The organism is Gilliamella sp. ESL0405, from assembly GCF_019469205.1.
Classification (GTDB): domain Bacteria; phylum Pseudomonadota; class Gammaproteobacteria; order Enterobacterales; family Orbaceae; genus Gilliamella.
On record NZ_CP048265.1, the window covers coordinates 461,172 to 476,931 of the forward strand.

Consider the following 15,760-nt stretch of genomic DNA (forward strand, 5'->3'; position numbering starts at 1 on the left):
TATATTTTTTAACAGTTTTTAACCGTTTTTATGCTTGTTTTTTAACAAAAACAGGCTTTAAAAAACAAAATTAAAGCTGAAAGTGCCAGTAGACAGTAAAAATGGTCAAGTTGTGTTACACTTATTTTTCAATGACCAATCTAAACTATTAAGAGAAAACCAGTGAACCAACTTAAGTGCTTACAGGCGATTACCAAACAGTTACGTGACCCGATTAAAGGGTGTTCATGGGATAGCAAGCAAACTTTTGATTCATTAAAGTCTTATACTCTCGAAGAGACCTATGAAGTTTTAGATGCGATTGATAGAAAAGACATGGACGAACTAAAAAAAGAGCTGGGCGATCTCTTATTTCAAATTGTGTTTTATGCTGATCTTGCCAGCGATCAAGGCGAGTTCAATTTTGACGATATTTGTTCGTCAGTAGCCGATAAACTCGTCAGCCGTCATCCACATGTTTTTGCTGATAAAACCGCTGAAAAGCCGAACTGGGAGCAGTTAAAGCAAAAAGAACGTGATCAAAGGGCGCAATATTCACTATTAGATGATATCCCCAACGCCATTCCGGCGCTAATGAAAGCTGAAAAAATACAAAAACGCTGCGCATCAGTTGGATTTGATTGGGTTGAGTTAAAACCCGTTATCGATAAAGTGAAAGAAGAGCTTTGTGAAGTGGAAGAGGAATTGAATAAAACCACACAAGATCAATCCAAAATTGAAGAAGAGCTTGGCGACCTATTTTTTGCCACCGTTAATTTAGCCAGACATTTAAAAGTTAAATCTGAGTTATGCTTACAAAATGCCAATAACAAGTTTATTCGGCGTTTTAAACAAGTTGAAGCATTACTGAAACATAAAAAGGACAATTTAGCCGATGCAACACTTGAAGAAATGGAAGATGCATGGCAAATTGTCAAACAATCTGAACAATTATCTAGCGAAGTGAATAAAAATGACTGAAAAAAATGAATTGTATCAAGAGATCGAAGCATGGGCACAAAATGCCGTTTTAAATAGTCCAACGTGGAGTATTAACCAGCTCGATTATTCCGAAAAGAGTATTACGGTTGTTGAGATGATTATTGCCGAAATGGCCGATAAAAGCTTTGGCTTACCAGAAGAACAAATTGATATGATATCGCAAGAATATGGCTGTTATTTATTATTAACTGCTCATAAATTATATGGCGGTCAGTTTTATTGGAATCAAGAATTCGAACAACCGATGTTAATCTGCTGTGAGCCTGATTCGACTATTGCACTATTAACGTGGAATAAGGTTAAAGGACGTTTATTAGGTGATAAAACCGATCATATTGCTTATTTCCTTGATGAATTTGGTAAAGCGACTTTTCAACCAGAAAAAGGCACACATGTGGTTTATTTATAACGTTGTAGACTGTGATAGTGAAGGTTTTTAATGAAACTATTCAGTGAGATAAGCACCTAAAAATTTCAAAATGGATATTTATTGCCAGAATAGTTGAAAATGAATGACACACCTTATCTCGGCAATAAAAACGACGCTACCAGGTCTATGCGACCTTGAGTGGTGATAAAATACTTTGATTATTCCATTTACTAAAAAATTGGCAGATGCATTTTATGCGCCTTTATGCTTAAGATTAAAAAATTATCATAGACAGACAAGCTCAACTTTAGCTTATTACATTGAAACGATTTGTCATCCTAAAGGTATCAAAGCGTGGAGAAATGATGCGTTGAAAGCACGCAGTTTTGTTACGATGTTAAGCCTTATCGTTTACACAGATAATTAAATTTTGCCAGAAAATAACCCCGCTAACATTGCGAAAGTGGGGTTATTTTTTGGATTTAATCTAAAACCGCAGTTACACTTCTAAATAATCTAAAATACCTTCTGCCGCTTTGCGACCTTCGCTAATAGCGGTTACCACTAAATCCGATCCTCTTACCGCATCACCGCCGGCAAAGATTTTAGGATTAGTTGTTTGAAAGCCTTTAATTTCCGGTGCAATCACACGGCCTTGCGCATCGAACTCGACCCCGTGCTCAGCTAACCACGGCATGGCATGCGGTTTAAAACCAAACGCCATAATCACCGCATCAGCCGGTAACACAAATTCGGAGCCTTCAATTATCACAGGTGATCGTCTGCCTTTAGCATCCGCTTCGCCTAATTGCGTTCTGACCATTTTTACTCCGGTCACTTGCCCTTTACTGTCGATTTCAATGCTAAGCGGTTGCACATTAAATTGGAACTGTACACCTTCTTCTTTAGCATTTTTCACTTCTCGCTTAGAGCCGGGCATATTGGCTTCATCCCGACGATAAGCACAAGTGACTTCAGTTGCGCCTTGACGAATAGAGGTGCGAACGCAGTCCATAGCAGTATCCCCGCCACCGAGTACTACAACACGTTTATTTTTCATATCAACATAAGGCGTATCATCACTTTGTTGATGCTGCATAATGTGTTTGGTGTTAGCGATCAAAAATGGTAAGGCATCATACACACCATGGGCATCTTCATTTTCTAGCCCAGCTCGCATGGACTGATAAGTCCCGGCACCAACAAACACCGCATCAAATTCATTGATAAGATCAGCAAGTTGCACCGTTTTGCCCACTTCGGTGTTAAGACGGAATTCAACGCCCATTTCGGTGAAAATATGGCGACGATTAATCAATACCTCTTTGTCGAGTTTAAACGCCGGAATACCAAAGGTTAGCAGGCCTCCAATTTCGGGATGACGATCAAACACCACCGGCGTTATGCCATTACGGACTAACACATCAGCGCAAGCAAGCCCGGCAGGCCCCGCCCCAATAATCGCCACTTTTAAGCCGGTTTTTTCAACATTGGATAAGTTTGGTTTCCAGCCCATTTTAAATGCTTCATCGGTAATATAGCGTTCGATACTTCCAATAGTTACGGCGCCAAATTCGGCATTTAATGTACAAGAGCCTTCACATAAACGATCTTGCGGGCAAACTCTACCGCAAACTTCCGGTAAGCTGTTTGTTTGGTGAGAAAGCTCGACAGCTTCTAAAATTTTCCCTTCGTTAACCAGCTTTAACCAGTTAGGAATATAGTTATGTACCGGACAACGCCATTCACAATAAGGGTTACCACAAGCTAAGCAACGATCGGCTTGCGCTTGCGACTGGGCAGGAGAAAATCCTTCATAAATCTCAACAAATTCTATTTTACGAATGTTCAACGATTTTTTTGGCGGATCAACACGTTGTAAATCGATAAACTGATAAACATTTTGACTCATTTTCGTGCTCTCCTTACTGTGCTTGAATGCGTAGTTCAGCAGATGATCGGCTACGATGACCGAGCAGGGCTTTTACATCGCTCGATTTCGGCTTGACTAAAACAAACTGTTTAGCAAACTTTTCCCAGTTGGCTAAAATTTCTTCCGCACGTGAAGAGTGGGTTAATTGTGCATGCTCCATAATTAAGCCACGTAGATGCTCTTCATGAATCGAATAATCAGCCACATTTAACATTTCAACCAGCTCTTTGTTGATACGTTTATGAAAATCGCCGTCGGTATCTAAAATATAAGCAAAACCGCCAGTCATACCGGCACCGAAGTTAACGCCAGTTTTACCCAGTACGCAAACAATCCCACCGGTCATATATTCACAGCCATTATCGCCAATGCCTTCAACCACACTAATTGCGCCTGAGTTACGCACCGCAAAGCGCTCACCAGCACGGCCGGCAGCAAATAATTTACCGCCGGTTGCGCCATACAAGCAGGTATTACCGGCAATGGTCGCTTCGTGGCTTAAAAACGCTGAGCCTTGCGGTGGACGAATAACAATGCGCCCGCCAGCCATACCTTTGCCTACATAGTCATTGGCATCACCGGTTAGGGTTAAATCGACCCCGCCGGCATTCCATACACCAAAGCTTTGTCCGGCGGTACCGTTAAAGTGCAGTGAAATCGGATCGGCAACTAAACCTTGATCGCCATACTTTTTAGCAATATAGCCAGATAGGCTGGTGCCGACAGAGCGGTCAGTATTTTGAATATCAAAGTAGAAGTTTTTACTTTGACGATTATCAACAAACTGTTGTGCTTGCGTGATGATCTCGTTATTCAACACACCTTTATCAAAAGGTTTGTTGTCTTCAATACAGTACACCGGTTTACCTTCAAGTGGTGTGGCGGTTTCTAGTAGCCCGGATAAATCAAGTTTTTGTTGTTTAGCGGTAATGCCGTCAAGCTCTAACAGTAAGTCTGTGCGTCCAATTAAATCGACAATACGGCTTACGCCAAGCTCAGCCATGACTTCCCTTGTATTACGAGCAAGAAAGCGGAAATAGTTCATGGCTTTTTCCGGTAGTCCATGGTAGTGGTCTTGACGCAATTTTTCATCTTGTGTGGCAACGCCGGTAGCGCAGTTATTTAAGTGGCAAATGCGCAGATATTTACAGCCTAATGCCACCATTGGGCCGGTACCAAAACCAAAGCTTTCCGCACCTAAAATCGCCGCTTTAACAATGTCGGTACCGGTTTTTAATCCGCCGTCAACTTGTAACCGAATTTTGTGGCGTAAACCATTGGCAACAAGTGATTGTTGGGTTTCAACTAAACCAAGCTCCCATGGTGAACCGGCATATTTTACCGATGTTAAAGGGCTGGCGCCGGTACCGCCGTCGTAGCCGGAAATGGTGATCAAATCGGCATAAGCTTTAGCAACACCGGTAGCAATTGTGCCAACGCCCGGCTCTGAGACTAATTTTACTGATATCATCGCTTGAGGATTGATCTGTTTAAGATCGAATATCAGCTGTGCCAAATCTTCGATTGAATAAATGTCGTGATGTGGCGGTGGCGAAATCAACGTAACGCCCGGTACTGAAAAACGTAATTTAGCAATATAAGGCGTGACTTTATCGCCCGGTAATTGACCACCTTCACCGGGTTTCGCCCCTTGTGCGACTTTGATTTGAATCACATCGGCACTCATCAAATAACCCGGCGTGACACCAAATCGACCAGAAGCGACTTGTTTTATGCGTGATACTTTTATGCTGTTATAGCGAGCCGGATCTTCGCCCCCTTCGCCGGAATTGGAGTATCCGCCTAAAGTATTCATTGCCTGGGCAAGTGATTCGTGCGCTTCCGGACTTAGTGCCCCAATTGACATTGCAGCTGAGTCAAAGCGTTGAAACAGTGACGTTTCCGGCTCGACTTCATCAAGCGCAATTGCACCATTTTGCGGTGGATTGAGCTTTAATAAATCCCGCAGTGTCGCCGGTGGCCGATTATTGACGATATCGGCATAAATTTTATAATCTTCATAGTTACCATTGTTGACCGCTTTTTGTAGCGATTGGATCACATCAGGATTATAAGCATGATACTCGCCACCATTGACATATTTAAGCAAGCCACCTTGTTCCAATGGTTTACGGCGTAACCATGCTTTTTTCGATAGTTCAAACTGATCTTGCGCAAAATCATCGAAGTTTGCACCACTAATACGGCTACTTACCCCTTGAAAACACAGTTCAACCACATCTTGATGTAGACCCACTGCTTCAAACAGTTTGGAACAGCGATAAGAAGCAACGGTTGAGATGCCCATTTTCGACATAATTTTATATAAACCTTTATTAATGCCGTTGCGATAATTGACGATCGCTTCACGGTAAGATTTATTGATAGTGCCATTGTCGACCAGATGAGCTAAGGTTTCATAAGCTAAATAAGGGTAGATTGCCGTTGCACCAAAACCGAGGAGCACAGCAAATTGATGCGGATCACGACAACTTGCCGTTTCCACAATAATATTTGCATCACAGCGTAAGTTTTTTTCAACTAATCGTTGTTGAACGGCGCCCACGGCCATGGGTGCCGGAATCGGTAATCTGTCAGCAGCAATATTTTTATCTGATAAGATTAATAAAACGGTACCGTTACGGACTTTGGCTTCGGCATCGCCACATAACTGCTCAATGGCATCACGCAAACTACCGTCAATTTCGTAGGTGATATCAAGTGTTTCGGATTTATAGTAACGAGATTCTAAAGCCGTTAATTGTTGAAAATCGGAGTAGACCAATACCGGATATTTAAACGCCACCCGATGCGCTTGTCCTTCCGCTTCGGCAAAAACATTCATCTCCCGACCGATGCTGGTAGAGAGCGACATTACGTGTGCTTCACGCAGTGGGTCAATCGGTGGATTGGTGACTTGAGCAAATTTTTGTCGGAAGTAATCATAGATCAGACGTGGTCTGGTTGATAAAACGGCGAACGGGGTATCATCGCCCATTGAACCGGTTGCTTCTTGCCCATTTTCACCGAGCACACGGATACATTGGTCGATCTCTTCAGCACTATAACCAAACTGTTTTTGATAAGTGGCTAGGAGCGTATCATCGTAACTGCGAGAACCGATATTCTCATCCGGTAAATTTTCAAAAGGGATAAGCTGCTTAACATTTTTTGCCATCCACTCTTTATAAGGATGACGTTTTTGTAAATCGTTATCGGTTTCAGAAGATTGTAAAATGCGGCCTTCTTCAGTATCGATAACCAGTAATTCACCGGGACCAACTCGTCCTTTACTCACTACTTCATCGGGCTGATAATCCCAAATGCCAATTTCAGAAGCACAGGTAATAAGTTTATCGGTGGTGATAACATAACGAGCTGGGCGTAGTCCGTTACGGTCTAAATTACACGCTGCATAACGACCGTCTGACATCACAATACCTGCCGGCCCGTCCCACGGCTCCATATGCATGGAATTGAAATCAAAAAAGGCACGGAGATCTTCATTCATATCGGGATTATTCTGCCATGCCGGCGGTACCAATAAACGCATCGCTCTAACAATATCCATTCCCCCAACTAAAAACAGCTCTAACATATTATCAAGTGAGCTTGAGTCAGAACCGGTCACATTGACAAATGGTGCGGCATTTTGTAAATCGGGGATCAGCGGAGTTTTAAATTTGTAAGAACGTGCTTTAGCCCACTGGCGGTTGCCTTCAATGGTATTAATTTCGCCATTATGTGCCAGATGTCTAAATGGTTGGGCTAATGGCCAACGTGGCACAGTATTGGTGGAAAACCGTTGGTGGAATAAACAAATCGCCGTTTCCATACGAATATCTGCTAAATCCAGATAGAAACGAGGCAAATCTTTAGGCATACATAAGCCTTTATAGATATTGACTTGATTGGAAAAGCTACAAACGTAAAAGGTGTCGTCTTGTACACGTTTTTCAATACGGCGACGTACCATATACAGTCGACGTTCTAAATCAATCTTAGTCCAACCTGCCGGCGCATTAACAAAGACTTGTTCAATTCTAGGAAGTGAAGATAAGGCAATTTCACCTAACACACTTTTATCGATTGGCACTTCTCGCCAACCTAAAATGGATAAGGTTTCATCGGCTAACTCTTGTTCTACAATTTCCCGGCTGGCTTGCGCTTCTTGCTCATCCTGACTGAGAAATAACATGCCTACCGCATAATTTGTCGCTAAGCGCCAACCGGCATCTTGCGCAACTAATCGAAAAAATCTATCCGGCTTTTGTAATAAAAGCCCACAGCCATCGCCCGTTTTACCGTCAGATAAAATTGCGCCACGATGTTGCATTCTTGCCAATCCATGAATTGCAGTACGTACTACTTTATGACTTGGTTGCCCTTCAATATGTGCAATTAAACCAAATCCACAGTTATCTTTTTCAAGATTCTGGTTATATAACATATCATTGCCTCTAATTCATCGCTTTTATATTTTGTGAAGGTATAGGCATTAATCCCATATTGGCTAAGAAATTAAAGAAAAATGCAATTTTGGTCAAATAAATATTACTTATAAGTCAATCTTCTAATAACTGATATGAGACTTATTAATGAAGCTAATAATAAAATGTAGCTTATTGATTATTAAAATTTAAATAGAATATAAGGGCATTATTTTTTAAATAATTTTTATAATCATCATAAGTTGTTTTTCTTTTTTGACAAGAAGTTTCAGAAAATACCTATGTTTAAGTATAAAAATCTTTAATTTTCATTTTAGAAAATAGTAAATGTGGAGATTGTTATTAGGAAAAAAGCATACTCAAAAGCGACTCAAAATCTTAAAGGCGAAAAATACAAATTGGATTTATTGCGATAAAAAAGCGGATAAGTCTTGTCAAGAAGTTTCAGAAAATGCCTATGTTTTAGTATAAAAATTCGTAGTTTTCATTTTAGTAAATATTAAATACTGAAACCGTTTTAGGAAAAAAACATACAAAAAAGCGGTTCAAAATCTTAAAGGCAAAAAATGAAAGATTGGATTTATTGCGATAAAAAAGCGGGCAAGTCTTGTCAAGAAATTTCAGAAAATACCTATGTTTCAGTATAAAATCTTTAATTCTCATTTTAGAAAATAGTAAATATTGAGATTGTTATTAGGAAAAAAAACATACTCAAAAGCGACTCAAAATCTTAAAGGCGAAAAATACAGATTGGATTTATTGCGATAAAAGAGCGGGTAAGTTTTGTCAAGAAGTTTCAGAAAATACCTATGTTTAAGTATAAAAATTTTTGATTCTCATTTTAGAAAATATTAAATACTGAAGCCGTTTTTAGGAAAAAACCATACACAAAAGCCACTCAAAATCTTAAAGACAGAAAAATAAAGATTGGATTTATTGCGATAAAAAAGCGGTGAAGTCTTGTCAAGAAGTTTCAGAAAATATAGGTGTTTTAGCAAAAAATCGGTTGAAATATCCCTTAATGATGACGGATAATTTTATACTGTTATAATCTGCTATTATTTATTTTTAATATCTCAACTATGCAAACTAAAATCACCATTGTAGGCGCTGGTGCAGCGGGGCTTTTTTGTGCGGGGTTACTCGGGCAAAAGGGCTTTGATGTGACTGTAATTGATAACGGTAAAAAGCCCGGGCGAAAGATTTTGATGTCCGGTGGCGGGAAGTGTAACTTCACGAATTTGGATATCGATGCCAAGCACTATATTTCACAAAATCCGCACTTTTGTAAATCGGCGCTTAGCCGTTATAATCAATGGGATTTTATCCAATTAGTCAATCAATATAATATCGCTTATCATGAAAAAGATCATGGTCAGCTGTTTTGTGACAATTCCGCTAAAGAGATTGTCGATATGTTGGTTAGCGAATGCCAAAAAGGCGGTGTTAAGTGGATGATGCAAACGCAGCTCGATGATGTGAAGATCGTGGCTGACGGCTTTCAATTGCACACTTCACAAGGCATTATTGAAAGTGATAGTTTGATAATTGCAACCGGTGGCTTATCCATGCCGGCATTAGGCATGACATCAATTGGTTACAAAATCGCTGAAAAATTTGCCATTCCGGTTGTACCGGTTAGAGCCGGTCTGGTGCCATTTACCTTACATAAACCATTGTTAGATGTGTTATCTCCTCTAGCCGGGATTGCGCTACCGGTTGAAGTGGCTAATGATAAAATCAGTTTTAAAGAGAATTTACTCTTTACCCACCGTGGCTTTTCTGGTCCCGCTATTTTACAGCTATCAAGTTACTGGCAGGCAGGCGAATTTATTACCATTAATTTGTTGCCCGATCTCCCGTTTGAATCGGCATTTAAACCTCTGCTTGAGAAGAATCGTAATCAGTCTTTAAAAAATTGTCTGGCACAAATTTTACCTAAAAGGGTTGTTGAGGCATTAATGCAATTGAATATGATTGCCGATAAGCTGGTTAAACAACTCAATCCTAATGAGCAAAAGCAGCTTTATACTGCCTTAACGCAATGGCAAATTATGCCTAATGGTACAGAAGGGTATCGCACAGCCGAAGTGACATTAGGCGGGGTGAGTACTGATGCTTTATCGTCAAAAACGATGGCCGCAAAGTCACATCCTAACCTCTATTTTATTGGTGAGGTTGTGGATGTAACTGGCGCTTTAGGTGGGTATAATTTTCAATGGGCTTGGAGTAGTGCCTTTGCTTGTGCGAAGGCTTTTGATTAACGAGCTTTTATGTTTGCCATTAATTGTCGATAACGCCCATTTGAATATGATACTTTTTGACCTTATATTGTAATGTCGTGCGGGAAATGTTTAACAATTTGGCCGCCGTGATGATTTTGCCATTAGCTTGATTTAAGGCATCAACAATGAGCTGTCTTTCGTAGTTTTCAACTTGTTCGATTAAGTTATCGCTGCTTGGCGGTGTAACGTTGACCGTTTTTTCCGGCTGGCTTACCTGCTCTTGTTGAGTAAGCGGCGCTTGAATATCAAACAGCTCATCATCAAGGGTGATATGTTGCAGTTCGCCAGGTTCATTTTGCAGCACCATGCTGCGGACTATGGCGTTTTCTAACATACGGACATTGCCCGGCCACGGCGCTGACATTAATTGCTTTAACGCGGGTTCGCTAATACCACTAATGGTCACTTTAACGTCATGCTGATGTTTATCGATAAAGTACCGGGCTAATACCGGAATGTCTTCGGTACGTTCCCTTAAGGCTGGCAGTTTGATTAAACCGACATTTACTCGATAAAATAGGTCGCTGCGCATTTTACCAGTTTTTAACAGCTCTGCCGGCGATTGGTTCATGGCGGCCACAATACGGACATCTGAGTGAATTTCTTTATTACCGCCTAATTGCCAGTAGGTTTTTTCTTGCAAAAAGCGTAATAATTTACTTTGCATCTCTAACGGCATTGCATTGAGTTCATCCAAAAACAGCGTACCGCCATTGGCAAGTTCTAAGTAACCTTGACGGTTTTCTGCGCCGGTAAATGCGCCTTTAACGGTGCCAAATAGCGTGCTTTCAATCAGCGTAGTTGGCAGGGCACTACAGTTTAGCGAGATAAACGCTTTATCACGCCGGTCACTGGTTTGGTGAATTAAGCGGGCAAACAGCTCTTTACCGGTGCCGGTTTCACCCACAATTAATACCGGCACATCGTTAGCACCTAAAATATTGGTTTGATCGATAACGTCCTGCATTTTTTGCGATGCAAAGACAATTTCCGGTAAGGGTTGTTCTTGATTTTGGTATAAACGGCTATTGAGTTTAAATACTTGGTCTTGTAATTGTCTGACGTTGGATAAATTACGGCCTATCTCAACTGCACCGATGATCTCTTTCTGGTGATTATAAAGCGGAACGGTGGTATGAAGGTAGTCAACGACTTTACCAACATGGTTATAATAACTTTGGTAATTGTTTTGATACTCTTTACCATGTTGTAAAGCTTGCAACATAGTGCTATCTTCTTTCTTCAAATTAGGATAAACTTTAAGCATTGGTTTACCGATGGCTTGTTCTTCCGGGAAGCCATCCAACTCAGCACTTTCTTTATTGTAGTAAATATATTTACCTTCTTTATCGATAATGGCCATTGGCTGATGCATTAAATCGAAAAAATGTTTAAATACATCCAATGCTTGTGATAATTCAGGATCGATTGTCATGATAGTAGTACCTTTTGAAATTGAGATCATTTACTAAGTGGTATATTAATTTTTAAAAGCCTTTCAACCATTACCTCAACAATGACGAATTTTTGTCATAAAAACATATTTTTTACTAAATGACTAATATTTTTTTTGTAAGTATATAGTTAAGAATTTGATTTATAAGTAATTTTTAAGTTGGCATGCTGATTGCATTACTTGTGAGAAGCCATTTTTCTTATTCATTATGTACTTTTTTATGTACTAATTAACTGGAGGTCATATGTCCGACAAAATTATGTCAAATTATAACAAAATACGCACAGATCTTATAACAAAAGATCGTCGTTTTAGTGCTGAAAGTGGCAAATTATGTTTTGATGGGGTTAATTTAGAAGAATTAGCCAGAAAATACCCAACGCCTTTTTATGTTTTTTCTGAAAAGGAAATTGATCGTAACGTTCAAGAAATCAAAGAAGCATTTAAAGCGCATCCTAAAACAAAAATTTTCTATGCTTCTAAAACCTGTTCGGTAATGGGCGTACTTAAAGCAATTAAAGACGCAGGTATCTATGCTGAAGCAAACTCAATGTTTGAAGTGCGTAAATGTTTAGATATCGGTTTCCCGGGAAGCCAAATTGTTTTCAACGGTGTGGTTAAAAAACCTGTTGATTTAGAATTTGCTATCCAAAACGATCTTTACATCATCAACGTAGATAGCTTATATGAGCTTGATATTATTGATGAGATTTCACGACGTTTGAAAAAAGTGGCAAATGTGTGTGTGCGTGTTGAACCAAATGTACCGTCAGCAACTCACGCAGAATTAGTCACCGCTTATCACGCTAAATCTGGTATCGACTTAGAACAAGCTGAAGAGACTTGTCGTCGTATTCTTGAAATGCCTTATGTTCATTTACGTGGTTTACATATGCACGTAGGGGATCAAGTACCGGAAGCAGAACCTTTTGCCAAAGCGACCAAAGTATTAGTTGATGAATCACGCCGTTTAGAAGAAGTGCTTGGCATTAAATTTGATTTAATCAACGTTGGTGGTGGTATTCCTGTTCCATATAAATATGACGAAGAAAATGGTAACCCATTAGAAGACAATATGTATGCAGGTATTACCGCACAAGATTTTGCTGATGCAATCATTAGCGAAGTTCACAAATGGCGTACTGATGTTGAAATCTGTATTGAACCAGGTCGTAAAGTAACCGGTTCAGCGGGTGTACTTTTAACTGAAGTTGCTTGTGAAAAACGTAAAACTAACTATGACTTAGACGGTAACATCGAAGAACATGTTGAATGGAAATTTGTTGATGCTGGTTATAGCGTGTTATCTGACAGCCAACACTTTGATTGGTTCTTCTATGTCTATGATGCATCAAGAATTACTGAACAACATGATGAGTACATTAAATTAGCGGGTCCATTATGTGACGGTGGTGACTATTTCCACGTGGGTGTTAAAGGTGAAGAGTTCTTATTACCAAAAGACACTCAAATTGGCGATATCATTGCTTTCCTTGATGCCGGTGCTTATACCATCGAAAGCCAAACAGTTTATAACAACCGCCCACGTACTGCTGTTGTTATGATTGATAAACATGGCAAAGATCGATTGATTCGCCGTGAAGACACTTACGAGGATATGGTTGGATACGACGTGTATTAATCATGAACTGGCTGGGGCAATAACTGCCCCAGTTGTTATTATGTGAGGTTATTATGAGTGATTCTAAAGATTCAAGTTTACTTGGTATTAAAGACATTGTGTTTATGAATGTCATTGCAATATTAAGTTTACGTCAAATTCCGAATGTTGCGCCTTATGGGGCGTCAGCAATGGTACTTTGGCTACTTGCTGCATTCTGTCTTTTCTTCCCTTTAGCCATGGTATGTGGTGAGCTTTCAACAGGCTGGCCAAAAGATGGTGGGATCTTTGTATGGGTAAAAGAAGCATTTGGTAAACGTGTTGGTTGGATAGTGGTTGTTTGCTTCCTGTTTTCATGTGTACTTTTCTTCCCATTAATGTTGCAGTTTGGTTTTACTGCAATTGGTTATATGTTTAGTCCTGAACTTGCTCAAAATCAGGTGTTTATTGGTGTCGGTTCCATGGTGGTATTTTGGATTTTGACATTAATGAATATCAAAGGTATGCAATGGACTAAAGTTATCAATAGTGTCAGTGCATGGCTTGGGGTATTTATTCCGGCTGCAATTATTGTGCTATTAGCAATTGTTTGGCTATTAACTGGTCATCCAATGGCAACTGACTATAGTCATCTTAGCGATTGGATCCCTGATTTAAGTAGTTGGGATACGATTGTGTTTTTATCTAGTATGATGTTTGCTTTTGCTGGCCTTGAAGTTGCGCCGATGATCGCTGGTCGTACTCGTGATCCACAACGTGATTTCCCTAAAGCAATGGCGGTATCAGCAATTGTGATTGTGGGTATTTACATGATTGGTTCTTGGGCAATTAATACTTTATTGCCAGCTGAAGATACTGATATTGTTGCAGGTGTAATGCAAGCAATGGAAGCGGCGGCAAAAGAGTTACATATGCCTTGGTTATTACCGGTTATGGCAATCTGTTTATTCTTTGGTGCGTTAGGACAAATTAACTCATGGTTAGTTGGCCCTATCTATATGTTACAAGAAGCATCAAAAGAAGATAATTTACTTGGCGAACGTGTTGGTCGTTTACACCCTGTGTATAAAACACCAGCTTTTGCGTTAATTGTTCAAGCAATTATTGTAACCGTACTTTGTTTCTCAACTTTCGTATCACCGAGTATTGCAGCAGCATATTGGATGTTAACGGCGTTAACAACAATCTGTTACTTTATCCCATATTTAGTGATGTTTATTGCTTATTATCGTTTACGTATTACTCAACCTGATGTACCACGTAGCTTTAAAATTCCGGGTAAAGTGTTACCGATTGTGTTACCTGCGTTAGGTTTCTTATCGACTCTATTTGCGGTGATCTTAGTGTTTATCCCACCTGCACAAATCGATATGGGTGGATATGTTGAATATATCGCTAAAATTGTTGGTGGTGCGGTGTTAGCTATTGTGTTAGCTGAATGGATCTACCATAGAGCACAAAAACGTAATCGCTTGCAACAACAATAAGATATAGAGGAGTAAAGTATGTACAAACCTATATTGGAAATCGATTTACGTAAATTAAGAAACAATGCTCGTGTTGAAAAAGAGCTGTTAGCTAAACACGGCATTGAAGTAATGGCCGTCAATAAAGTTTTTGATGGTTGCGTTGAAACCGCCAAAGCCGTGCTTGACGGCGGTATTGATGTGATCGCTGAGTCAAGAACTTACAATTTGAAAAAATTAAAAGACGCCTTAAATTGTAAGACCTGTTTATTACGTAGCCCTTGTTTAAGCGAAATCAGCGATGTTGTTAAATATGCTGATATTAGCTTAAACAGTGAAAAACAAGTTATCCAAGCGCTTTCGGATGAAGCCGTTAAGCAACAAAAAATTCATCAAGTATTATTAATGGTGGATATGGGTGACTTACGTGAAGGTATTTGGTTTGAACACCTCGATGATATCATCGATACCGTTAAACTCATATTATCTTTACCAGGTGTTGAGCTTTATGGGCTTGGCACCAACTTTAACTGCTATGGTACTGTTCTGCCAACCGTTAAAAATGGCGTGGATTTTTTACACATAGCACGTAAAGTGGAAGAGGCTTGTAATATCAAAATCAAATATCTGTCAGCAGGTAATTGCACCAGCTATCATCTGCTTGATAAAGGTATTTGGCCTGAAGGATTAAACCACATCAGAATCGGTGGTTTACATGAGTTTGGTATTGAGTATGTGGATATGAAATATCTTGATGAATTCCACCACTCAAATAAACCTGTTGAGAAGGCATGCAGTAATTTATATAAATTATATGCCCAAATCATCGAGCTCAATAGTAAACCTACTGTTCCTGTTGGTGAGTTAGGGGTTGATGCATTTTTAAATAGTAAAACATTTGTTGATAATGGTACACGTAAACGTGCTTTACTGGCCTTTGGACGTCAAGACGTTCCGGCCGAAAACTGTGTTCCTATCGACGATAACATTACTGTTTTAGGTCAAACCAGTGATCATACTATTGTTGATATTGAAGATGTAACTGAAACATTGAAAGTCGGCGATATGATCGGTTTTGAACTCGATTACACAGCCTTACTCATGGCATGTCAAACAAATGGCGTAGAAAAACGTTTTATTTATTAATTCGTGCTAGCTGCCGGGTCACCGGCAGCTTTTATTGATTACTAGGCGGTT

9 protein-coding genes are annotated in these 15,760 nt (G+C 39.8%); 6 read left to right on the plus strand and 3 right to left on the minus strand.

The features are described from left to right. Nucleotides 1-162 precede the first annotated feature (162 nt). Both mazG and GYM74_RS02140 read left to right on the plus strand, forming a co-directional pair. Nucleotides 163-960 carry a nucleoside triphosphate pyrophosphohydrolase gene (gene mazG, locus GYM74_RS02135; protein ID WP_220218853.1) on the plus strand — a complete coding sequence of 266 codons (798 nt, stop codon included), beginning with the start codon at nucleotides 163-165 and terminating at the stop codon, nucleotides 958-960. After that, the gene (locus GYM74_RS02140; protein ID WP_220218854.1) at nucleotides 953-1,390 is read left to right on the plus strand and encodes a hypothetical protein; all 438 of its coding nucleotides are present in this window, start codon (nucleotides 953-955) and stop codon (nucleotides 1,388-1,390) included. Before mazG ends, GYM74_RS02140 begins: the two co-directional genes overlap by 8 nt. A gap of 460 nt (nucleotides 1,391-1,850) precedes the next feature. Here the strand turns inward: GYM74_RS02140 and GYM74_RS02145 are convergent, their stop codons facing one another. Both GYM74_RS02145 and gltB read right to left on the minus strand, forming a co-directional pair. Beyond that, nucleotides 1,851-3,263 carry an FAD-dependent oxidoreductase gene (locus tag GYM74_RS02145; RefSeq protein WP_220218855.1) on the minus strand — a complete coding sequence of 471 codons (1,413 nt, stop codon included), beginning with the start codon at nucleotides 3,261-3,263 and terminating at the stop codon, nucleotides 1,851-1,853. A 13-nt stretch (nucleotides 3,264-3,276) separates the two neighbouring features. Next, a complete protein-coding gene (gene gltB / locus GYM74_RS02150) occupies nucleotides 3,277-7,734 on the minus strand; it encodes a glutamate synthase large subunit (RefSeq protein ID WP_220218856.1) in 4,458 nt (1,485 codons plus the stop codon). A gap of 1,083 nt (nucleotides 7,735-8,817) precedes the next feature. On the opposite strand from gltB, the gene GYM74_RS02155 reads away from it, so the two are divergent. Continuing rightward, nucleotides 8,818-9,999 (plus strand): NAD(P)/FAD-dependent oxidoreductase, encoded by a 1,182-nt coding sequence (locus GYM74_RS02155; protein WP_220218857.1) that lies wholly within the window; start codon nucleotides 8,818-8,820, stop codon nucleotides 9,997-9,999. Nucleotides 10,000-10,018: 19 nt separating this feature from the next. On the opposite strand, the gene GYM74_RS02160 is transcribed toward GYM74_RS02155, so the two are convergent. Next, the gene (locus GYM74_RS02160) at nucleotides 10,019-11,458 is read right to left on the minus strand and encodes a sigma-54 interaction domain-containing protein (protein ID WP_370634046.1); all 1,440 of its coding nucleotides are present in this window, start codon (nucleotides 11,456-11,458) and stop codon (nucleotides 10,019-10,021) included. A gap of 262 nt (nucleotides 11,459-11,720) precedes the next feature. Here GYM74_RS02160 and lysA point away from each other — a divergent pair, with 262 nt between their 5' ends. Genes lysA through GYM74_RS02175 form a run of 3 tightly spaced genes read left to right on the plus strand, consistent with a single transcriptional unit; the run spans nucleotide 11,721 to nucleotide 15,709 of the window. Further along, the gene (gene lysA / locus GYM74_RS02165; protein ID WP_220218859.1) at nucleotides 11,721-13,118 is read left to right on the plus strand and encodes a diaminopimelate decarboxylase; all 1,398 of its coding nucleotides are present in this window, start codon (nucleotides 11,721-11,723) and stop codon (nucleotides 13,116-13,118) included. Between the two features lie 53 nt (nucleotides 13,119-13,171). After that, nucleotides 13,172-14,584 (plus strand): APC family permease, encoded by a 1,413-nt coding sequence (locus tag GYM74_RS02170; RefSeq protein WP_220218860.1) that lies wholly within the window; start codon nucleotides 13,172-13,174, stop codon nucleotides 14,582-14,584. Nucleotides 14,585-14,602: 18 nt separating this feature from the next. Further along, a complete protein-coding gene (locus GYM74_RS02175) occupies nucleotides 14,603-15,709 on the plus strand; it encodes an alanine/ornithine racemase family PLP-dependent enzyme (RefSeq protein WP_220218861.1) in 1,107 nt (368 codons plus the stop codon). Nucleotides 15,710-15,760 lie beyond the last annotated feature (51 nt).

Bases quoted from the DNA above. Each gene is read 5' to 3' on its own strand.
- GYM74_RS02140 (WP_220218854.1), top strand. From the start codon at position 953: ATGACTGAAAAAAATGAATTGTATCAAGAGATCGAAGCATGGGCACAA.
- GYM74_RS02145 (WP_220218855.1), bottom strand. From the start codon at position 3,263: ATGAGTCAAAATGTTTATCAGTTTATCGATTTACAACGTGTTGATCCG.
- gltB (WP_220218856.1), bottom strand. From the start codon at position 7,734: ATGTTATATAACCAGAATCTTGAAAAAGATAACTGTGGATTTGGTTTA.
- GYM74_RS02155 (WP_220218857.1), top strand. From the start codon at position 8,818: ATGCAAACTAAAATCACCATTGTAGGCGCTGGTGCAGCGGGGCTTTTT.
- lysA (WP_220218859.1), top strand. From the start codon at position 11,721: ATGTCCGACAAAATTATGTCAAATTATAACAAAATACGCACAGATCTT.
- GYM74_RS02170 (WP_220218860.1), top strand. From the start codon at position 13,172: ATGAGTGATTCTAAAGATTCAAGTTTACTTGGTATTAAAGACATTGTG.
- GYM74_RS02175 (WP_220218861.1), top strand. From the start codon at position 14,603: ATGTACAAACCTATATTGGAAATCGATTTACGTAAATTAAGAAACAAT.